This window comes from Microvirga ossetica (assembly GCF_002741015.1).
GTDB classification, from domain to species: Bacteria; Pseudomonadota; Alphaproteobacteria; order Rhizobiales; family Beijerinckiaceae; genus Microvirga; species Microvirga ossetica.
In genome coordinates this window covers 4,149,470-4,170,383 of record NZ_CP016616.1, presented here as the reverse complement: position 1 = coordinate 4,170,383, position 20,914 = coordinate 4,149,470, and the positions used below count along the sequence as shown (strand labels likewise).

Genomic DNA, 20,914 nt, shown 5'->3' with positions numbered 1-20,914 from the left:
CCGATCCGCGGGCCACCAGACATTCAATCCGGGTGGAACATGACCAAGAAGATCAACATCTACGCCTTCGACATGAACTGCGTGGGCCACATCAACCATGGCCTATGGACTCACCCGCGCGATCTCTCCTCGTCCTATACGAGCCTCGACTACTGGGTGAACCTCGCCAAGATCGCCGAACGAGGAAAGCTCGACGGCATCTTCCTCGCCGACATCGTGGGCGTCTACGATGTCTACAAGGGAGGTCCGGAGACGGCGATTGCAGCCGGCGCGCAAGTTCCGGTGAACGACCCGATGCTGCTGGTGCCGGCCATGGCTTACGCCACGAAGCATCTCGGCTTCGGCGTGACCGTGAACACGACCTATGAGCAGCCCTATCTTCACGCGCGCCGCATGTCGACGCTCGACCACCTGACCAATGGCCGCATCGGCTGGAACATCGTGACCGGCTATCTCGACAGCGCAGCCCGCGGCATGGGGTTGCAGGAGCAGCTCGACCACGATCACCGCTACGACATCGCGGACGATTATCTCGACGTGCTCTACAAGCTCTGGGAGGGAAGCTGGGATGACGATGCCGTCATCGCGGACGGCGCAAAGGGAATCTACGCGCGACCGGACAAGGTGCGGGCGATCAAGCACGACGGCCCGTATTATCAGATCGACGCCATTCACCTGAGCGAGCCTTCGCCGCAGCGCACGCCGGTACTCTATCAGGCAGGGTCGTCGACGCGCGGACGGGAATTTGCGTCAAAACATGCCGAATGCGTGTTCACCGGCGGACCGAACCCGATCGTGGCCCGTGACATCATCGCCGACATCCGCGCAGGAGCAGCGAGCCAAGGCCGCAATCCGCAGGATGTGAAGGTCTTCGTTGGCATGAGCCTCGTCGTCGGCCGCACGGAGAGGGAAGCGAACGACAAGCTCGAGGATTATCGCCGCCATGCCAGCGTCGAGGGAGCATTGGCGCATTTTTCGAGTTCCTCCGGCGTCGATTTCTCGAAATACGATCTCGACGAGCCGATCCAGTACGAGAAGAACAACGCCAACAATTCCACCCTGGAAGCGATCACCAAGCGCAGCGCCGGCACGGTCTGGACGGTGCGCAAGCTGATCGACCAGATGATCCTCGGCAGCCGCCAGAAGCCATTCGTAGGCACGCCGGAGCAGATCGCAGACCATATCGCCTCATGGGTCGAGGATGCCGACATCGACGGCATCAATCTTCCTCGCACGGTCGCGCCGGAAAGCCTCGCGGACTTCGTCGATCTGGTGGTTCCCGTGCTGCAGGAGCGCGGCCTGTTCAAGGCCGATTACGCCGATGGCACCTTGCGTGAAAAGCTGTTCGGCGAGGGCCGCAACCATCTTCCGGCCGAGCATTGGGGCGCCCGTTTCAGGTCGGGCGCGACACAGAGCGTCCCTGCCAAAGAACTCGCCTGAACGCTTATTCGAACGGAAACAACAATGTCCGCAGCCACACGTCTCTTCGCCTCGGATCTCCATGTCGACACCGGCAACGCTCTGCACGGGTTCGGATCCGAACCGGCCTCCTATGAGGATCTCGCAGAGCGCTTCCGGCCGATCTTCAGGAAGATTGCGGAAGGAGCGGTCGCCCGCGAGCAGTCGCGGACGCTTGCCTTCGAGGCCGTGACCTGGCTGCGCGAGGCCGGGTTCGGCGCTTTGCGGGTTCCGCAGGCTCATGGCGGTCTCGGCGCCACGCTGCCGCAGACATTCCGCCTTCTCATCGAGCTGGGCGAGGCGGACTCGAACCTGCCGCAGATCTTCCGCGCCCATTTCGCCTTCGTCGAGGAGCGCCTCAACAGCAAGGACGAATCCGACCGCCAGCGGTGGTTCTCCCTCATCGTGGAGGGCGCCCTCTTCGGCGCCGCCATGGCCGAGAAGACGGAAGGAACGGAAACCACCGTCACGCTCACGAAGGATGGCGCGCGCTGGATCCTCGACGGCTATAAGTATTACAGCACCGGCACGATCTATTCGAGCTGGATCGTGGCTGTCGCTCTGGAAGGCACGGAATATGTGTCTCTTGCCGTTCCCGCGACGGCCAAGGGCGTCACGATTGAGGACGATTGGGACGGGTTCGGCCAGCGCCTCACCGGCAGCGGCACGACGCGCTTCCATCAGGTCGCGATTGGCGAGGATCAGATCCTGCGCCGCGTTTCCGTCGAGCAGCCGCCCAAGGCATCGTACATCATCGCGTATTACCAGCTGTTCCATCTCGCCGCGCTTGCCGGCATCGCGCGAGCCGTCCTGAAGGACGCCCTCGCATTCACGCAGGCCAAGACCCGCACATTCGCGGTTCCAGGCAAGTCCAGTCCGCGCCATGATCCTCTCGTTCAGAGCGTGATCGGACGGCTCGCAAGTCTCTCGTTCACGGCAGACACCCTGGTCGACGGGGTCGCCGATGCCATCGACGAGGCTTACCGGGCCGCCACTAAAGGCGACGATGCGACGGAGCTCTACACCGTTGCCAACATCAAGGCTTATCAGGCGCAGCAGATCGTCATCGAGCAGGTGCTCGAAGCGACCACGTTGCTCTTCGAAATCGGCGGTGCATCCGCCACGAGCGAGTCGCGCCGGTTCGATCGCTACTGGCGCAACGCCCGAACGCTCGCCTCCCACAATCCGCTCATTCACCGGGAGCGCGCCATCGGCGATTACTGGCTGAACGGCACGCCGCCGGTCGGCGTCCTGCAGGCCGTGATCCAGAGCGAGACACAGGCGAAGAACGCGGCTGACGCTTCGTCGCCGACGCCATAACGCATCATCGACAAAGCGGGATCATCGGCCATGCCCACATATTTCCTCAGCATGTTCAGGGATGCATTCTTCGAAAGCCTGATCATGGTCGGAACCTCCGGGTTCTTCGCCTTCATCGCCGGCATTCCTCTCGCCGTCGTTCTCGTCATCACCAGCGTCGGCGGCATTTACGAGATGCCGCGCCTCAATCGGGTGCTGGGCAGCATCATCAACGGCTTCCGCTCGACGCCGTTCATCATTCTCCTCGTCGCGCTCATTCCGTTCACGCGCCTGATCGTCGGCACGTCCATCGGGATCTGGGCCGCCGTGGTGCCGTTGAGCATTGCGGCAACGCCCTTCTTCGCCCGCATCGCCGAAGTCAGCCTGCGCGAGGTCGATCATGGCCTGATCGAGGCGGCACAGGCCATGGGCGCGAGCCGCTGGCAGATCATCGTGCATGTGCTTCTGCCCGAAGCCCTGCCGGGCATCATTCGCGGCTTCACCATCACCGTGGTGTCGATGATCGGCTCCTCGGCCATGGCCGGTGCCGTGGGCGCGGGTGGGCTGGGCGATCTCGCCATGCGCTACGGCTATCAGCGCTTCGACACGACCGTCATGGTCAGCGTGATCGCCGTCCTGATCGTCATCGTCACGGTCGTTCAATCGACCGGCGATCTCATCGCCAGCCGCTTCGACCGGCGCTGACCTGCGAACATGAGCCGAACCGCAGCCTGCATGAGGGCTGCAAGGAGTGAGGGGCGCCCGAGAGCCGCCCCTCTTTCATGGTTTAGTATTCCAGCTCGAAGCCCAGCCCGATGGAGGTGCCGCCCTCCGCATTCACCTCGCCCTGCGCCTTCAGGCGACGGGTCAGGTCGACGTCAACGGTCACGCCGCTGTCCTCGGGCAGGGCACCGGCTCGCACGCCCACGCGGACGTTGTCGCTGATATAGCGCGAGACACCGACCTCCGGCCCGCCGCCGGCACCGACCGTGATGTCGAGGCTGTCGACGCCGAGAGAGCGGCGCAGGCGCTCGAAGGCGTCGTTCCCCGATCCGCCGGAGAGCTGCGCGACGGCTTGAGCGAGCTGCAGGGCCTGCCCGGCGGACAGCCCGCCGGACGGCCGCTGGAACAGGATGCGCGAGAGGACCTCGTCCTGAGGCAGATAGGGCTCGGAGCTGAAGGTGAATTCCGGCCGTGAGGCCGGGCCCGTCACCCCGATCCGCGCAGTAACGTCGCCAGCCTGGGTCTCGGCCAGGAAGTCGAGCGACGGCGTGAGATCGCCCGTGAAATCCAGCCGACCGCGGACAAAATCGAGACGCTTGCCGAGGATGTCGAAGCGACCGCGCCGCAATTCGAAGGCGCCGATGGCAATCGGATCCTGCGTCGTACCCTGGAGACGCAGATCGCCGCCGAGTTCCGCATTGATGCCACGTCCGCGCACGAAGATGCGGTTCTGCGCGGTCACCGTCAGATCGAGATCGGCACGGAAAGGCCTGCCCTGGGTCGCGGCCGATTGCTGGCGCCGCGCGAGCGCCAGCCGCGCGGCGGCTGTCGGCGTCGGGCGGACATGCCTGGTTCCTGGCAGCGGCCTTAAGGTCGTCGGCAGACGGTCGGGAACTGAAACGCTCATCGTGATGATGTTGATGTTGCCCGAGGCCCGCGGCCGCGTCAGAAGCGGGCCGGAAATGGCGAGGTTCAAATCCGCGCTCGCCTCGACCGTCTCGTTGGAAACGAGCTGCGCGCGGCTTCCCGTGATGCGGATGTCGCCCGGCAGACCGGCGGCAGGATCGAGCGTGACCTGCCCTCGCGCCGAAAGCGACCCGCCGTTCGGCGTCTGCGCCGTCAGGCTCTCGATGGCGAGCACCTGCCCGCGTGCTGAAAGCCGGGCCGCGATGCCGTTCAGCTGGACGCCCTGCAGCGAGTCGACGAAGCTGCCATTGGCAATCGTCACCGTGCCCTGGACACGGGGGCTCGAGAAGGTGCCCGCAACCGACAGATCGAGATTGGCGGCTCCTGTCACGCGCTGCCCGGACAACGAGAGCATGGTGTTGGCGATGGCAAGGTCGGTTCGTCCCGAAATCCTGAGCGCCATCTCATCGGTCGGATCGATCGGAACGCTGCCGGAGATCTGAAGCGTGCCGGCTCTCCCGAGAGCCACGCGCGCATCGATGCTCGCACGGCGATCGGCCAGCCGTCCCTGTGCATCGATGTTCAGCGGCGGCAGGCCCGATTGCCGCGTCTGCGCGGTGGCGAGGCCCGTGACGTTAAGGCGGTAGGTTCCGGTCGGATTCGCCGTGGTTCCTCCCACCGACGCATTGCCGTTGACCGTGCCGGCCAAGCCGAGATTGGGAACCACGATCTCCGCGATCTGAAGCGGCAGGCTGCGGATGTCGACGGAGAGGTCGAGCCTGTCACCGATGGTGCCCGATACGGCCACCCGGCCCTGATCCGCCGCGATCACCACATTGGACAGGGTGACGGTGCCGCTCTGCAAGGCGATGGATGCTGGCTGGGCCAGCGACAGGCGCCGGCCGCCGCGACGCGCCGTGAAGCTCGCCAACTCGATCCGCGTCGCATCGCCGGGAACGAGGCGGCCTTGCGCATCGAGATCGAAGCCCTGGCCAACGGCCGACGCGGTGAAGCGTGATGCTTCGGGCGTGCCCTGGGCAACGAAGCGGATGTTGCGATAGGTCTGGCCGGCAGCCGTCAGGGCTTCGGCGGAGACGAGGCCATCGATCATCGGGCGGCGATACAAGTCCTGAAGCGTCAACCTCGTCTCGAAGTTTCGGACGGCGATATCGGAAGCCCCGAAGCGGGCTCCGCGCGCGGTGACCAGCGCATCCTGGCCACCGTTCGACGCGCTGAGAGAGACCTTCGCATCGAGCGCTCCCTCGAGCTTCATCAGCACGAGGGGGCTCAGATCGTCGAAGTTGCTGCCGGACAGCGAGATTTCGCCCTGCGCCAGCTGGTCCGCGCCCAGCTGGAGATTGCCGTTGAGCGCCACCGAACCGACATCCACATCGAGCCGGTCGAGGAGCCAGCCTCCATCGGCCGGCCTTGCCAGATGAAGCGAGCCCGTTGCGGGCTTGCCGTCGACCTGACCATCGAGGGTGAGCGTCGCATCGAGCGCGCCCGTCACATCCTTGGCGTCGAGATTGACCACGAGGCGTGGGATGAACCGGCCAAGGGCCCGCATGTCGGTCAGGGTCGCGGCACCGGTCACATTCGGCCGTTCGAGAGAGCCCGACAGACGGGCGGCGATGCCGGCCCGGCCGGCGGTGATGCGCGGATCGACCTGCCTCAGCTCGTCGATGGTGACGTCGAGGCCGAGATCCGCGGCCGATTGCGTGGCGCGGCCGTCGATGCGGGTATCGAGATGAGCGCCGTCGACACGCATGTTCTCGAACGCGAAGCCATTGGGAATGCGACGCAGCGTGCCTGCGGCCGTGACAGTGCGGCCTAGAAGGCCATCGACGGCCGGCGTTCCGGTCGACAGATCCCGCAGGCTGGCATCGATGACGGCCGCCATGTCGTAGCGCCGCGGGTTGCCCGACAGCCGCGCCGAGACGTTGGCCGACCCTCGCAACGCACGGCCGGCAAGTCCGGAAAACGATGAGAGCGAAGGAATGCTCGCCTCAAGCGTCCCGTCGAGAACGGTGCTGCCGACCCTTCCCGTGAAACCCGCCTGCGCGGTGGAGGTCTCGATGCGCGCCGTCTCGACGCTGGCGATGCCCTCGAGATCGAAGGAGCCGCGGGATGTGACGGACAGCGTCGTGCCGAGCGCCCGGGCGAGAGCCGGATCGGCGGGCCTGATCCCGTTGGCATTGGCGTCGATCTCGAAGGAGAAGCGGTCGGGCGGCGTGACGCCTGCCACCGGGTTCATGGCCACGCGAGCCCTCAGGGCATCGAGCGAGCCCTGGGGCAGCCTGACCTCCGCGGCGTCGAGCGTTCCGTTGACGCGCGGCGCGGTCAGCGGTCCCTGAACCGTGCCGTCGAAGTTGAGCCGGGCGATCTCCGCCTCCCCTGCCCGTGTCTTCGTCCCGTCGGTAGGCAGCGCCCGGGCATTGAGCTTCAGGTCGAGAACCTGGCCGGAGCTGACGGTTCCCGTCATGTCGAAGCTTGCGACATTCGACGTGATGCGGACCGGCTGGAAGCGCAGGCTGCTGTCGTCGCCGACGGTCACGTTGCCGACGAGCTGGGTGGTGCCGCTGAAGATCGGCGCAGCTGGAGCCGGCAGCAGCCCTTCGATGCGGGAGGCGAGATCCACGTTCACGTCGTAGGCGGAGGTCGCCCGCCTGACGGTGGCGGTGCCTGCGGCGCCGATGGTCGGCCCGGCCGAGAAATCGAGCCGTGCGGCGAAATTGCTCATCGGGCCCTGGCCGGACAGCTTGAGATCGACCGGCGGCAGCCCGGGCAGATCCATCAGCCGGGCTGCAATGCCGCCGGCGGGTTCCTGATGCGTCAGCTCCAGGGACAGCCGGTTCGTCTGGGGCACGTAGTCGAGATTGATGGAAAGCCGCCCCGGAGCGTCGAGGCGCTGGGCCGCGAAGGTGAGATCGAGCCCCTCGGACGGGTTGCCGAGCTGGGCGGAGCCTTGCGCCGACAGCCGGGCTGCGGTGCCGAGGATCGGCTCGCCGAGGGCCAGTTCCTGCAGTGTAAAGCGGTCGACGATCACCCGGACCGGCAGTTCGGGCAGGATCGGTTCGTCGGAGACAGGTGCCGCCTCGTCGGCCGGCAGCGGGCGGCGCAGGATCTGAAGCCGGTCGACGGTGAGCTCGTCCACCTGGAGGCGGCCGCGCAGCAGCGCCGTGCGGCTCCAGACCAGGCGGGCGCGGTCGAGATTGAGCCAGACGCCGTCCTTGTCCGCGATGCGGATATCGCGGATGACGGCGTTCGAGGACAAGGCTCCCTCGATGCTGCCGATGGTGACCTGCGTGGTCGGCGTCGAGAGAAGACGCGAGATCAGGCTTGCCAGGATGCCCTGGTCGCTCTGCGCCTGGCTCGGGCGGCCGGCCATCAGCGAGACGGCGACGAGCGCGGCCGCGGCGATCAGGGACAGGAGGGCGAGGGAGCGAATTGTCTTGATCATCAGAAGGCCTGCCCGATTCCGACGTAAATGGCGTAGGAGGGGTCGCCGGGTCCCGGATTGAGGGGAGCAGCGACATCCAGGCGAATGGGGCCAATGGCCGTATAATAGCGCAGGCCGAGACCCGCGGAGAAGCGGACGCTGTCGTCGAAGTCCGGAAAGCTCGACTCGAAGGCCGTGCCGGCATCGACGAAGGGCACGATGCCGATGGTGTTGGTGATCTTGATGCGTGCCTCGATGGAGGCTTCCAGCAGGCTCCGGCCGCCGATCGGCTGCCCGAGGAAGGTCGGGCTGAGACTCTGGTAGCGATAGCCGCGCACCGAGCCGCCGCCGCCGGCGTAGAAACGCCGATTGGCCGGAATCTCGTCAAGGTCCGCGCCGACGATGGAACCCAGACCGATGCGGCCGGCGAGCACGTAGCGCGCGTCCTCGTCGAGGGAGAAATAGGTCGAGGCCGTGCCCTTGGCGATCGTGATCGGGACCGAGGAGCCGAGGATCTCCGGATATGGCGCCACCGACGCAAGAACCCGGAACCCCTTCGTGGGGTTGAGGAGGTCGTCGGTGGAATCGTAGTTCAGGGACACCGGCAGGCCGACCAGCGTATAGTCGATCTGACCCAGGATGTCCGTGGACTGCCCGCGTTCGTATTCGATGCCGCCTTGAATCGAGAAGGTTTGGCTGAATCGGTGACGGATGCCGGCGGACACGTTCACGAACCGGCTGGTATAGCCTACCGTCCGATCGCGCTCGGCGAGCCCGTCGACCAAAAGATCGTTCCGGGTTCCCCAGAGAGCCGGCTTCAGGAAGCTCGCGCGGAACCTTCCGCCGAGATTATCCCAGTTCCAGCCCTCGTCCCGATCCGGCTGCCCGCCGTCCTCGGTGAGATAGAAGACGCTGCCCTCGAGACGCAGCCTCTCGGCGCCGCCGAACAGGTTCCGGTGCGCCCAATAGGCCCGCAGCGCCGGCCCGTCCGTCGTGGAATACTGGGCCGACGCCCCGATGACCCGCAGCGGCCGCTCGGTGAGTTCCACGAAAAGCGGGAGATTGCCGTAGGCGTCCAGGACTTCGGCCTCGCGGATGCGCACCGAGCCCAGCGCCTCGATCTGGGAGATCGACTTGCGCATGGAGGCAAGTGTCGCGGGGGAATAAGGATCGCCTGGTTCGGTGTAGATGAAGGAGCGCACCACGGCCGGGTCGACGCCTTCGGCCCCCTGGATCGTGATCGCCCCGATGCCAGCCTTCGGCCCCGGATCGACGCCCAGCCCCACATCCATCACCTGAGCCTGGTGGTAGACGACCGGGTCCTGCCGCTGAATCTTGGCGAAGGGGCGCGACTGGGCGCGGAAATAATCGACGATGCGCGCCTCGGCGGCGAGGATGTCGGCGGAGCGGGCCGGGTCTCCCGGCTTGATCTGCACCACCCGCGGCGGAAGCTCGCTCGGCGCATAGGCCAGGCGTGTCCGCGCATCGAAGACGTTCACATCCCTGAGGGCGAATTGCGGCCCCGGATCCGCGACGATCTGGATGGGCACGAGAGCCCGCGACCGGTAGCCGGCCGCGGCCCGGATCGCCGCCCCCGTGCGCGGCGCCTGCAGGACCATCGGCACGCCCGCCACGTTGATCGTCACGCGGGCATTGTAGAACCCCGCGCCCCAAAGCGCATCGATCAGGCGCGGCAGATCGGCTTGGGCGCGGCTGATGAGGGCCGCGGAATCGGGGGGAGGATCAGATTGCAGGCTCTGAAGGGTCGACGCATCCTTGATGGTCTGCTCCAGATCGTCGTTTTCGCCGCCGATGACGATATCGAGGGAGTACGGCAGGGCATCCGCGCTGGGAGCGGGCGGCGCGTCACTGCTGCCGCGGAACCAGCCGAAGAGGTCGAACGCGAAGGCAGGCGCGAGCGGCAGCCCACTGAACAGAACGCCCACGCAAAAGAGACACAAGATCCGTCGGTTGGTGCTCAGCCACGACAATTGAGGCACGATCTCCCTGTAGAAGCGGACCGATGGAACATGGTCTCGAAATCCTGGCACGCAGCATCCGCAAGCGATGACCAGGACAGTCCGGTGTTATTGGGCGGCGTACCTAACCATAGTTTCCGCTGCGGAAAAACCCTAGCTTCCCGATTTTTGCTCGATTTGATGAACGGAAATGTCGAGTGGAGAGGAAAATAAGCTCAGCGCCGAAGAGCGGTCCCGAACCCGGCCGAGCTGGAACGGAATAGGTTCCGTATCTCAGACAATGTTCTCGCGACCCGACATTTTCGGAATCCACAATTTGTGACATTCTGGCATCATTCGCGCCTCGCACTCGGGAGGTTGAGGACAAGCTTTCCGCCGCTCAGGCGGATGGCCAAGGCTCATTGACCGGGCGTCTGGCCGGGTGTAATTTCACATGTGGCCACTGGCTTAACCGAAGTTGCCTGCATGTATAAGACGGCCAGTCGCGAGAAAATATCGCCTAGACGTTTGTTTTGATCGAAGCCGGTCTTAGAGTTTCCCAATCAAAACAGGTAATGGCGTGAAATAAAGTTATCGCCTTCTGCATATCCGAGGCCCCGACACGGCAAGGATGGCTAAGAAATGGCTGTAGCGCTGATATTGGTTTTGGTTGCTCTCGGCTCGGTCATTTTCCACCTCGTCAGCCCGTGGTGGTGGACCCCGATCGCGTCGAACTGGCAATATATCGACAACACGATCATCATCACGTTCTGGATCACCGGCGCGGTCTTCGTCGCTGTCGTTCTCTTCATGGCATATTGCGTCTACCGATTCCGTCATCAGGAGGGGCAGCAGGCGCATTACGAGCCAGAGAACAAGAGGCTCGAATGGTGGCTGACGATCGTCACGGGCGTCGGTGTCGCGGCCATGCTGACGCCGGGCCTCTTCGTGTGGCGGGAGTTCATCACCGTTCCGGAGGACGCCACCGACATCGAGATTTTCGGGCAGCAATGGCAATGGAGTTTCCGCCTGCCCGGCGCGGACGGCCAACTCGCCACCTCGGGCGCGCACCTCATCAGCCCCGATAACCCGCTCGGCATCAACAAGGACGATCCGAAATCGCAGGACGATGTGGTGATCGAAGGCGGCGAGCTGCACCTGCCGATCGGCAAGCCGGTCAAGGCGCTGCTGCGCTCCGCCGACGTCCTTCACAATTTCTATGTGCCGGAATTGCGCGCCAAGATGGATATGGTGCCGGGCCAGGTTTCCTACATCTGGTTCACGCCGACGCGGACGGGAACGTTCGATGTCCTCTGCGCCGAACTCTGCGGCGTCGGCCACCCGCAGATGCGCGGAAAGCTCGTGGTTCAGGAACTGAAGGATTATCAGGCATGGCTGCAGGAGCAGGCGTCGCGGAGCTTCGCTCGCCTCGCGCCGTCGCCGGTGGAGTAGATCCGCGCCTGATCGACTGGAGACGAAACGGAAACAACCGAGGAGAGCATCCTGATGGTTGATGTGCCACTTGGTCCGGGCGGCGTCGTTGCACCGGGCGATATCGACGATGTCGAGCTCTACCATCCTCATAGCTGGGTGACGAAGTACGTCTTCGCTCAGGATGCGAAGGTCATTGCGATCCAGTATTCCCTGGTCGCCCTCTCCGTCGGGCTGCTCGCCCTCGTCCTGTCATGGCTGATGCGCCTGCAGCTCGGATTTCCCGGCGCCTTCGCCTTCATCGATGCCAATGCCTATTACCAGTTCATCACCATGCACGGCATGATGATGGTGGTCTATGTGCTGACCGCCCTCTTCCTCGGCGGATTCGGCAACTATCTCATCCCCCTGATGATCGGCGCCCGCGACATGGTGTTTCCCTATGTCAACATGCTGAGCTTCTGGGTCTACCTGCTCGCCGTGCTGGTGCTCGTGGCGAGCTTCTTCGCGCCGGGCGGCCCGACCGGCGCCGGCTGGACGCTGTATCCGCCGCAGGCCATCCTTTCGGGCACGCCCGGAGGTCAGGAATGGGGCATCATCCTGATGCTCGTCTCCCTGATGATCTTCATCATCGGCTTTACGATGGGCGGCCTGAACTACGTGGTCACCGTGCTTCAGGCGCGCGCGCGCGGCATGACCCTGATGCGCATGCCTCTCACCGTGTGGGGCATCTTCACGGCAAGCTTCATGGCGCTTCTCGCCTTTCCGGCCCTGTTCGTCGGTGCCGTCATGATGCTCTTCGACAGGATTTTTGGAACCAGCTTCTTCATGCCGGCCATCGTCGAGATGGGCCAGCCTCTTGAGCGCAGCGGCGGCAGTCCTCTTCTTTTCCAGCATCTCTTCTGGTTCTTCGGCCATCCGGAAGTCTACATCGTCGCCCTGCCCGCCTTCGGAATCGTCTCGGATCTGATCAGCACCAATGCGCGGCGCAACATCTTCGGCTACCGCATGATGGTCTGGGCCCTGCTTGCCATCGGCGCCCTGAGCTTCGTGGTCTGGGCGCATCACATGTATGTCAGCGGCATGAACCCCTATTTTGGGTTCTTCTTCGCCACCACCACGCTGATCATCGCCATCCCGACCGCGATCAAGGTCTATAACTGGATTCTGACCCTCTGGCGCGGGAACATCCATCTCAACGTTCCGATGCTGTTTGCCCTCGCCTTCATCGTCACCTTCGTGAACGGGGGCCTGACGGGCCTGTTTCTCGGCAACGTGGTCGTCGACGTTCCACTCTCGGATACGATGTTCGTGGTCGCCCATTTCCATATGGTGATGGGCGTCGCTCCGATCCTCGTAATCTTCGGGGCGATCTATCATTGGTACCCGAAGGTGACCGGGCGCATGCTGAACGACACGCTCGGCAAGATCCATTTCTGGGTCACTTTCCTCGGCGCCTATGCGATCTTCTTTCCGATGCACTATCTCGGCCTGATGGGGATCCCGCGCCGCTATCACGACATCGCGGACATGTCCTTCGTTCCCCCCTCGGCCCACACGCTCAATGCGTTCATCACGATCGTGGCTCTGTTCGTCGGCGCGATCCAGTTGATCTTCGTCTTCAACCTGTTCTGGAGCCTGCGCCACGGCCGACCCTCCGGCGGCAATCCCTGGCGCGCAACGACGCTCGAATGGCAGACGCCCGAGACGCCGCCGCCGCACGGCAATTGGGGCAAGGACGTGCCGGTCGTCTACCGCTGGGCCTACGACTACAGCGTTCCGGGAGCGGACCAGGACTTCCTGCCGCAGAACCAGCCCGGCACCGCAAGGTCCGCAATGGGGCCGGCGCATGGCTAGCATCCTGCTGTTTCTGAGCGTGCTGGCCTGCATCGGAGCCTGGTGGCTCTCGAGACAGGGCCTCGCCTCCAAGCCCTGGCTGGAGCAGGGCGCGACCGCGGCCCTTCCCGCCGCAGATGACGCGCCGATACCGGCCTCGAAGGTCGCCCTGTGGATCTTCCTCGCCGTCATCGGCTCCTTCTTCGCGCTCTTCATCAGCGCTTATTCGATGCGCATGCAGTTGCCCGACTGGCGCGCGGTGCCGGTGCCGACCATCCTGTGGCTGAACACGGGGATGCTGGCCTTGAGCAGCATTGCGCTCCACGGCGCGAGGAATGCGGCTCGCCGCGGCGAAGTGAAGGACCTGAGATGGGGCCTCGTCGCAGCGGGGGTTGCCGCTTTGGCCTTTCTGTCAGGCCAATTGGTTGCCTGGCAGCAGCTGACGGGCGAAGGATACCGGCTGGCAGCCAATCCGGCGAATGCGTTCTTCTATGTCCTGACCGGCTTGCACGGCCTTCATCTCCTGGGCGGGCTCGTGGCCCTCGGCAGAACCACCGAGAAGGCGTGGCGTACGGCCGACACCGCGCGGCTGCGCCTCCCGGTCGACCTCTGCGCGACCTATTGGCACTTTCTGCTGCTCGTCTGGCTCGTCTTTCTCAGCATCCTGACGGGCTGGGCCGGCGAGTTCGTCGACATCTGCCGGCAAATATTGACGTGAGAGAGGCTCTGTATATGGCGGATCAGACTCTGACACGTGATTTGGCAACTCCGACGGAAACCTCGGGGCTGAAAAGCATCGCGGCCGATTTCTCGTCGGACAGGAAGGCGTTCAGGAATGTGTCCTGGGGAAAGGCCATGATGTGGATCTTTCTCCTCAGCGACACCTTCGTCTTCAGCTGTTTCCTGATCTCCTACATGACCGCGCGCATGTCCACGACCGTGCCGTGGCCCAATCCCAGCGAAGTCTTCGCTCTGACCATCGGCGGCGTGACTCTTCCCCTTATCCTGATCGCGATCATGACCTTCGTGCTGATCAGCAGCAGCGGGACGATGGCGATGGCGGTGAATTTCGGCTATCGCCGCGACCGCAGGAAAACGGCGATCCTGATGCTGGTGACGGCGCTGCTCGGCGCCACCTTCGTCGGCATGCAGGCTTTCGAATGGACGAAGCTGATCCACGAAGGCGTCCGGCCCTGGGCCAATCCCTTTGGCGCGGCGCAGTTCGGCTCGTCGTTCTTCATGATCACGGGCTTTCACGGCACCCATGTGAGCATCGGCGTCATCTTCCTTCTCATCATTGCGCGCAAGGTCTGGCGTGGCGATTACGATCAGGAAAGCCGGGGCTTCTTCACGAGCCGGAAGGGCAATTATGAATCGGTCGAGATCATGGGCCTCTACTGGCACTTCGTCGATCTCGTCTGGGTCTTCATCTTCGCGTTCTTCTATCTTTGGTGAGAATGGCCATGGCACAGGCATCCGCTCATGCTCAGGGACAGCAGCATCCCATCAAGCTCTATCTGGTGGTCTGGGCCTGGCTGTTCATCCTGAGCGCCTGCTCGTATTTCGTCGATTATTTCCAGGTCCAGGGGCTTCTCCGGTATTCCCTCATCCTCCTGTTCATGATGCTGAAAGCGGGCCTCATCGTCTCCGTGTTCATGCACATGGCCTGGGAACGGCTGTCGCTGGTCTATGCCATCCTAGTCCCGATCAGCGCCGTCCTGGTCTTCGTGGCGATCATGGTGCTCGAGGCGGATTACACGCTTCTCTCCAGAATACACTTCTTCGGATCCGGCTCATGATCGAAAAAGGCGGCCCGGTTTCCCGGACCGCCTGCTCCACGAACTGAGCCGCACATCACACCGCGGGATGAGCGTCGTCCGGATGCGGCGGCTCGACGACCCGGCGATACAGGTGCCATGTCGCATGACCCAGCACAGGCATCACGATCGCGAGCCCGACGAAGAGCGGGATGGAGCCGATGAGGAGAGCAGCTGCCACGATCAATCCCCAGATCGCCATGGTGACCGGGTTCATCGCGACGGCCTTGATCGAGGTATAGACGGCCACTGCCACTCCGACATCGCGGTCGAGCAGAAGCGGGAAAGAGATCACGCTGATGCTTAAGACCGCCACGGCGAAGACGAAGCCGAGGGCGTTGCCGAGAACGATCAGCTTCATGCCTTCGGAGGTGGTGAGAACCTGCTGAATGAACTCCGGATAGGAGGTAGGCGCTGCATAGCCGAAGAGCGATTGGTAGAGCAGGCGCGCCGTCGTCAGCCAGATCAGAAAGATCGCGAGCAGCAGGACGCCCAGCCCGATGATCGACGGGATCGAAGGCGACTTCAGGACGTCGAACGCGTCCTGCCAGGACACGGGAAGACCGAGTTCCCGCCGACGGCTGATCTCATAGAGGCCGATGCCGGCAAAGGGTCCGACCAGCGCGAAGCCTGAAGCCAACGGAAAGAGGAGCGGAAGAGCGTTGTTGGTGAAGGTCAGCGCTGCGAGACACGCGCCGAGGATGGGATAGATCAGCCCGAGGAAGACGAGATGGGAGGGCATGGCCCAGAAATCGTCGAACCCTTTCGTCAAAGCTTCCTTCAGATCGGCGGTCGTGATCTTTCTGACAACGGGATGGGCCGGAACCTCGCTAGCGCCGGCGACAATATGAAAATTGGCCATACTCGCTCCTCCAGGGCTGAACCTTGGCAGTTGAGATCACGGCCGTGCGTGCATCGTGCGAGGTCACGCGTAACCGTAACCGATACCGTCAATATAGGGCGGAACGATTTGGATGTCGCCATGGATCCACGTCAGTTGAATCCATGGCGACGTTTGAGGACAGAATCTGTGAAAGCTGCCGGAAGGCTTTCCTAACGGGCGAACGCCGCCAGGATCCGAGCCCACGACCGGATGCCGTGATGGAAGCTCGATAGATCGTATTTCTCGTTCGGTGAATGCACCCGGTTGTCGAAGCGGGCGAAGCCCACCATCAACGCGTCCATGTTGAGCAGGCGCTTGAAGTCGCCGACGATGGGAATGGAGCCGCCGGTTCCGGCGAGCGCTGCCTCCCTGCCCCATTCATCGGTCAGCGCCTTCAAGGTCGGCTTGAGCCATGGTCCTTCAAGCGGCAGGCTGAGCGCCGGGCTCCCGCCATGCTCCTTGAAGGTCACGGTGCAATCGGCTGGTATCCGCGCTTGCACATGGGTGCGGAAAGCTTCCCGGACCTTCGCCGGATCCTGCCCGGTCACGAGACGGAACGACACCTTGGCGGAGGCTTTCGACGGAATGACCGTCTTGAAGCCTTCGCCGGTATAGCCGCCGACGATCCCGTTGACCTCGCAGGTCGGGCGCGCCCAGACCTGCTCCAGCACGCTGCGCCCTTTCTCACCAGCCGGAATGCTCAAGCCCACCTCACCGAGGAAGCCTGCCTCATCGAATGGCAAGCGGTTCCACTGATCTTTCACCTCAGCCGGCAGCTCCTGCACGCCGTCGTAGAAGCCGGGCAGAGCGATATGTCCGTCCGCATTGCGCAGCGAGGCGAGGATTTCGGTGAGCAGGTGAATCGGATTGCGAGCGGCAGAGCCGAACATGCCGGAATGGAGGTCCCTGTCGGCGCAGGTGATCTCCACCTCCTCGCCTACCAGTCCGCGCAGCATCGTCGTCACGGCCGGGGTGTCGTTGTCCCACATATCCGTGTCGCAAACGAGCGCCACATCCGCCGACAGTTCCTTGTGGTTCGCCTCCAGGAACGGCTTGAGGCTGGGACTGCCGGATTCCTCCTCGCCTTCGAGCAGGATCGAGACGCGGATGGGAAGGTCGCCTGACACGGCCTTCCAGGCCCGGCAGGCCTCGATGAAGGTCATCAGGGCACCTTTGTCGTCGGACGCGCCCCGTGCGACGATCCAGGTGTCGCCATTGGGAGCGGCCACCAGCGTCGGCTCGAAGGGCGGCGTGTCCCACAGCTCGATGGGATCGACCGGCTGCACATCGTAGTGCCCGTAGAACAGCGCATGCGGCCCTTCCGCGCCGTGCACATGATGGCCGACAACCATCGGGTGGCCGCCCGTAATCCGCGCAGACGCATCGAAGCCGAGATCGCGCAGCTCAGCCGCAAGCCATTCCGCCGCCCGGCGGCACTCTTCCTTATAGGTGGGATCGGTCGAGATGCTTGGAATCCGGATGAATTCGAAGAGCCGCTCGAGGCTCTTCTCGAGATCGGCATCGATGCGGTCGAGTACGGCAGGGAGATGATCGGTCACGGAATTTCCTCGTTGCTCGCCCCGAAAGATCGGCGCCGAAAGAGTTTCTCAGGGATGGGGCTGGTGTTGTAGCGCCTCAATGCCGGGCGCAAAAGCCCGAATCGCGCGCCTTTCGAGAGGCTTCGTCCGCCGAGCCAGTCTGCCAAATCGATCATGCCGACGGAATCGCGCAGGTCTTCACACCACTCGCCTAAAATCGTATTTCAAGCCCTGCAGCCACGAAGGGGAATTCCGGTGAAGGATTGGGACGCAGGCCAATATCTGAAGTTCGAGGACGAACGCACCCGGCCATCCATCGATCTGCTGAACCGAGTGCCTTTGAAAGAGCCCCGGAACTGCGTCGATCTCGGATGCGGGCCTGGCAACAGCACGGAATTGATCGTCAGGCGGTTTCCCTCCGCACGGGTTCTCGGCCTCGACAATTCTCCCGACATGTTGTCCAAGGCACGCGGACGTCTTCCCGACTTGACGTTCGAAGAAGCCGATGTCGCGACGTGGCAGCCGAACGAGCGCTTCGACCTGATCTTTGCCAACGCGATGCTGCAATGGCTCCCCAACCACTCCCCGCTCCTCGAACGCCTCGTCTCCCTCCTGACCGACGGCGGATGCCTTGCCGTCCAAATGCCGAACAACCTCACTGAGCCATCCCATCGTCTCATGCGGCAGGTTGCGCAGGAGGGACCATGGGCGGACAAGCTCGCCTCCGCCGCCAAGGCAAGAGAGGAGATCGGCTCGTTCGTCGATTATTATGCTTGGCTGACGCGAGCAGGTTGTTCGGTCGATATCTGGCAGACGACCTATGTTCACCCTCTTGAGAATGCTGCCGCCATCGCCGAATGGTTCAAGAGCACGGGCCTGAAGCCTTATCTCGATCCGCTGACGGATGAGCAGCAGGAGGAATATCTGCGCCGCTATCGCGCCGAGGTCGCAAAAGCCTATCCCGCTCAAAGCGACGGCAAGGTTCTCCTGCGCTTTCCCCGTCTGTTTTTCATCGCCCAGCGGCGCTGACGGGCCAGTCGCCGGCGCATCGAGGCGGTGCATCGGAAAGTGATATCCGGCACATCGCTAGTCCTCCGTCGTTCCGCATAGTATAAAATGCCGTCCATCGTTTCATTCTTGGATGATGTTACGTTCTTTCGGCCCTGGAGAGTGATCATGGTCTCGCACCAAACAGGCCGACGAGCAGTTTTTCCCGCTGCAACCCGCTCTTTTCTCGCCATGGTCTTCGCCTGCGCTCTGGCCGACGAAGCTTTCGCGCAGGGAAGCGGATGCGTGCTGCAGGCCGTGGGATCTCCGCAAAGGCAGATTCTGCGCTGTCGCGACGGTCTCACCATCGAAGCCGAAGCAGGGGCTGCGTTCAATCTCGTGGACCGGAACCGGGACGCCGTTCCCGATGCCGTCAATCTGCAGAACCGTGCCGTTCTCATCGACGCTCCAACGGGAGCACTCCGGCAGGGCTTTCAGGTGCAGACCCCGCAGGCGATTGCCGCAGTGCGCGGCACCCAATGGGTCGTCGATGTCAGTACCGGCAAGACCGCGGTCTTCGTGGTGACGGGCCGCGTCTCGGTGCGGCGGGCGACCAATGCCCGCGGAGTCAACCTCGGTTCAGGAGAAGGTGTCGATGTCGAGCAAGGCACGGCGCCTCTCGTCGTGAGACAGTGGCCCGCAGCGCGGAGAACTGCTCTCCTGGCACGCTTCGGGCGGTAGGCCCCTCATGGGCAATCGCCATGCGATCACGCTCGCTGCTTTGGTCCTGACCTGTCTATGGGGCCTCGGACTGGCGTTCCTGCATTTGCGCGGCGGCATCGCAGCGCTCGACCGCCTTGAAGCGCCGCTTGCTGACCTGCGGTTTGTCATTCAAGGACCACGCCCCGCTCCCGATGACGTCGTGATTGTTGCGATCGACGATCAGACGGTGCGGGAGGTTGGTTCATATCCGCTCCCGAGAGCGACGATGGCGACCTTGGTTTCCGCAATCGGCCGCATGAAGCCGAAGGTCGTCGCGCTCGATGTCCTCTTCATCGAAGCAGGCTCGACAGAGGGCGATCTCGCCCTTGCTTCGGCCTTGCGCGAGACTCCAAGCGTTCTTGCCGCGGCAGGTTTGTTCGGTCGCGGCCCGCCGGCAACGAGCTCACAAAACGGGAACATCTTAACCCTTCCTGAGGCACAGGACCTGCTGTTGCCGCGCGCGACGTTTTCGGAGGCTGCCGCTCTCGGCGTCGTCAATATTGCAACCGATGCATCCGGTGTGCCGCGCCATATCCCTCTTCTGCTGCGCTCAGGAGACCGGATTTGGCCGTCGTTTCCACTGCGGGCAGCCTCTATTGCCCTGAAGAGCGACCCCGTTCTTCAACCGAACGGAATCGAGCTCGGAGGCATGCCATCGAGCACGGGCGACGGATACGCCCTGCCGCTTCGCTTTTACGGTCCGGGCGGCACCGTTCGCACCATCGGCGCCAACCATGTCCTGAGCGGCAGGATCGCAGAAGAGACGATGCGGGATAAGATCGTCGTCATCGGCGCTACGGTGACAGGGGGCGGAGATACCTTTCCCACCCCCTTCGATCCGGTTCTGCCGGGCGTCGAGGTGCTGGCAACGGCGATCGCCCATCTTGTGGACGGCGACGCCCTGGTGCGTGACAACCGTGTCCGCTTCGTCGATGCGGCCATGGCCTTCACCCTGCCCATCCTTTTCATCCTGCTCCTCTCCTGGCATCGCAGCGTGCTGGGATTTGCCCTCATTGCGCTCGTGTCGGCCCTCTGGATCGGATTGACGGTGGTGGCTTTTGCGCATGGCATCTGGCTCAGTGCAACCTTGCCACTTCTGGCGGCGGTGCCGCCGGCGATCCTCTTCGGTGCAGCACGGCTTTGGCTCGATCGCAGCCGCGCGGATAGCCTCACCATCCAGAGCAAAACCCTGCGTAGCTTTCAACCGCCAAGCCTCACCGAAAGACTGGTGAAGGACCCCGGATTTCTTGCGATGCCGGTGCGCCAGAAGGCAGCCGTGGTCTTCATCGACCTGTCGGGCTTCACGGGTGTCAGTGAGGTTCTGCCCCTCGATGAAACGCGTGAGCTGCTTCGGGCCTTTCACAGGCTCGTCGATCAGGAGGTCATCAGCCATCAGGGCTTCGTCGCCAGCTTCATGGGGGATGGCGCAATGATCCTGTTCGGCCTTCCCGATCCCTCCCCGGACGATGCCTGCCATGCAGTGGAGGCCTGCATTGCCCTGAGCTCGCATATGGAAAGCTGGATCGCAGAATTGCCGGAAGCCATCGCATCACGCATCGGCTTCAAGATCGGTGCCCATTGCGGCATGGTCATTGCGTCGCGTCTCGGAGGCGACAGCCATCAGCACATCGCTGCCATTGGAGATACGGTGAATGTGGCAAGCCGGTTGATGGAAGTGGCCGCGTCCCACCATGCGGACGTTGCCTTGAGCGACGATCTCTACAGGGCCGCCGGCAACGTCCGTTCCGTCATGGAACTCGGTGTGCTTGAAGAGACGTTGCCCGCCTCTATCCGCGGTCGATCCGGTTCGATTCCTGTCTGGCTCTGGCGGCGAACGGCACAATCCAACGCGGTTGCTGAAAGGCTCCGATGACGAG

The 20,914-nt window shown here is 63.5% G+C and carries 15 protein-coding genes; 11 read left to right on the top strand and 4 right to left on the bottom strand.

Annotation, left to right across the window (positions count from 1 at the left end; translation table 11 throughout):
- Positions 1-39 precede the first annotated feature (39 nt).
- Genes BB934_RS19890 through BB934_RS19880 form a run of 3 tightly spaced genes read left to right on the top strand, consistent with a single transcriptional unit; the run spans position 40 to position 3,462 of the window.
- Positions 40-1,440 carry an LLM class flavin-dependent oxidoreductase gene (locus tag BB934_RS19890; RefSeq protein WP_099511173.1) on the top strand — a complete coding sequence of 467 codons (1,401 nt, stop codon included), beginning with the start codon at positions 40-42 and terminating at the stop codon, positions 1,438-1,440.
- A 24-nt stretch (positions 1,441-1,464) separates the two neighbouring features.
- The gene (locus tag BB934_RS19885; protein ID WP_099511172.1) at positions 1,465-2,778 is read left to right on the top strand and encodes an acyl-CoA dehydrogenase family protein; all 1,314 of its coding nucleotides are present in this window, start codon (positions 1,465-1,467) and stop codon (positions 2,776-2,778) included.
- A gap of 30 nt (positions 2,779-2,808) precedes the next feature.
- Positions 2,809-3,462, top strand: coding sequence for a methionine ABC transporter permease (locus BB934_RS19880; RefSeq protein WP_099511171.1), 654 nt, complete (start codon positions 2,809-2,811; stop codon positions 3,460-3,462).
- Positions 3,463-3,544: 82 nt separating this feature from the next.
- Here BB934_RS19880 and BB934_RS19875 read toward each other — a convergent pair whose 3' ends face one another.
- Together BB934_RS19875 and BB934_RS19870 are read right to left on the bottom strand one after the other, a co-directional pair.
- Positions 3,545-7,846: a translocation/assembly module TamB domain-containing protein gene (locus tag BB934_RS19875; RefSeq protein WP_099511170.1), complete on the bottom strand. Its 4,302-nt coding sequence runs from the start codon at positions 7,844-7,846 to the stop codon at positions 3,545-3,547.
- Complete coding sequence (locus BB934_RS19870; RefSeq protein ID WP_099511169.1) at positions 7,846-9,825, bottom strand: autotransporter assembly complex protein TamA; 1,980 nt, start codon at positions 9,823-9,825, stop codon at positions 7,846-7,848. The genes BB934_RS19875 and BB934_RS19870 overlap by 1 nt, the downstream gene beginning before the upstream one ends.
- A 600-nt stretch (positions 9,826-10,425) precedes the next feature.
- Between BB934_RS19870 and BB934_RS19865 the strand changes: the two genes are divergently transcribed.
- Genes BB934_RS19865 through BB934_RS19845 form a run of 5 tightly spaced genes read left to right on the top strand, consistent with a single transcriptional unit; the run spans position 10,426 to position 14,849 of the window.
- Positions 10,426-11,235 carry a cytochrome c oxidase subunit II gene (locus BB934_RS19865; RefSeq protein ID WP_099511168.1) on the top strand — a complete coding sequence of 270 codons (810 nt, stop codon included), beginning with the start codon at positions 10,426-10,428 and terminating at the stop codon, positions 11,233-11,235.
- A gap of 54 nt (positions 11,236-11,289) precedes the next feature.
- On the top strand, positions 11,290-13,071 hold the full coding sequence (locus BB934_RS19860) for a cbb3-type cytochrome c oxidase subunit I (RefSeq protein WP_162299177.1): 1,782 nt from the start codon (positions 11,290-11,292) through the stop codon (positions 13,069-13,071).
- The gene (locus BB934_RS19855; RefSeq protein WP_099511166.1) at positions 13,064-13,768 is read left to right on the top strand and encodes a cytochrome c oxidase subunit 3; all 705 of its coding nucleotides are present in this window, start codon (positions 13,064-13,066) and stop codon (positions 13,766-13,768) included. The genes BB934_RS19860 and BB934_RS19855 overlap by 8 nt, the downstream gene beginning before the upstream one ends.
- Before the next feature lie 14 nt (positions 13,769-13,782).
- Entirely contained in the window at positions 13,783-14,505 is a 723-nt protein-coding gene (locus BB934_RS19850; RefSeq protein ID WP_099511165.1) for a heme-copper oxidase subunit III family protein, read from the top strand.
- A gap of 8 nt (positions 14,506-14,513) precedes the next feature.
- The gene (locus BB934_RS19845) at positions 14,514-14,849 is read left to right on the top strand and encodes a cytochrome C oxidase subunit IV family protein (protein ID WP_099513068.1); all 336 of its coding nucleotides are present in this window, start codon (positions 14,514-14,516) and stop codon (positions 14,847-14,849) included.
- A 55-nt stretch (positions 14,850-14,904) separates the two neighbouring features.
- Here the strand turns inward: BB934_RS19845 and BB934_RS19840 are convergent, their stop codons facing one another.
- Both BB934_RS19840 and BB934_RS19835 read right to left on the bottom strand, forming a co-directional pair.
- Positions 14,905-15,729 (bottom strand): DUF2189 domain-containing protein, encoded by an 825-nt coding sequence (locus tag BB934_RS19840; RefSeq protein ID WP_099511164.1) that lies wholly within the window; start codon positions 15,727-15,729, stop codon positions 14,905-14,907.
- Between the two features lie 191 nt (positions 15,730-15,920).
- The gene (locus BB934_RS19835; RefSeq protein WP_099511163.1) at positions 15,921-17,309 is read right to left on the bottom strand and encodes a dipeptidase; all 1,389 of its coding nucleotides are present in this window, start codon (positions 17,307-17,309) and stop codon (positions 15,921-15,923) included.
- Between the two features lie 234 nt (positions 17,310-17,543).
- Between BB934_RS19835 and tam the strand changes: the two genes are divergently transcribed.
- From tam to BB934_RS19820, 3 genes are all read left to right on the top strand, one after another.
- A complete protein-coding gene (tam, locus tag BB934_RS19830) occupies positions 17,544-18,317 on the top strand; it encodes a trans-aconitate 2-methyltransferase (protein WP_099511162.1) in 774 nt (257 codons plus the stop codon).
- Between the two features lie 147 nt (positions 18,318-18,464).
- Positions 18,465-19,016, top strand: a complete 552-nt coding sequence (locus BB934_RS19825) for a FecR domain-containing protein (protein ID WP_237050025.1) — start codon at positions 18,465-18,467, stop codon at positions 19,014-19,016.
- A gap of 7 nt (positions 19,017-19,023) precedes the next feature.
- The gene (locus BB934_RS19820) at positions 19,024-20,910 is read left to right on the top strand and encodes a CHASE2 domain-containing protein (RefSeq protein WP_099511160.1); all 1,887 of its coding nucleotides are present in this window, start codon (positions 19,024-19,026) and stop codon (positions 20,908-20,910) included.
- Positions 20,911-20,914 lie beyond the last annotated feature (4 nt).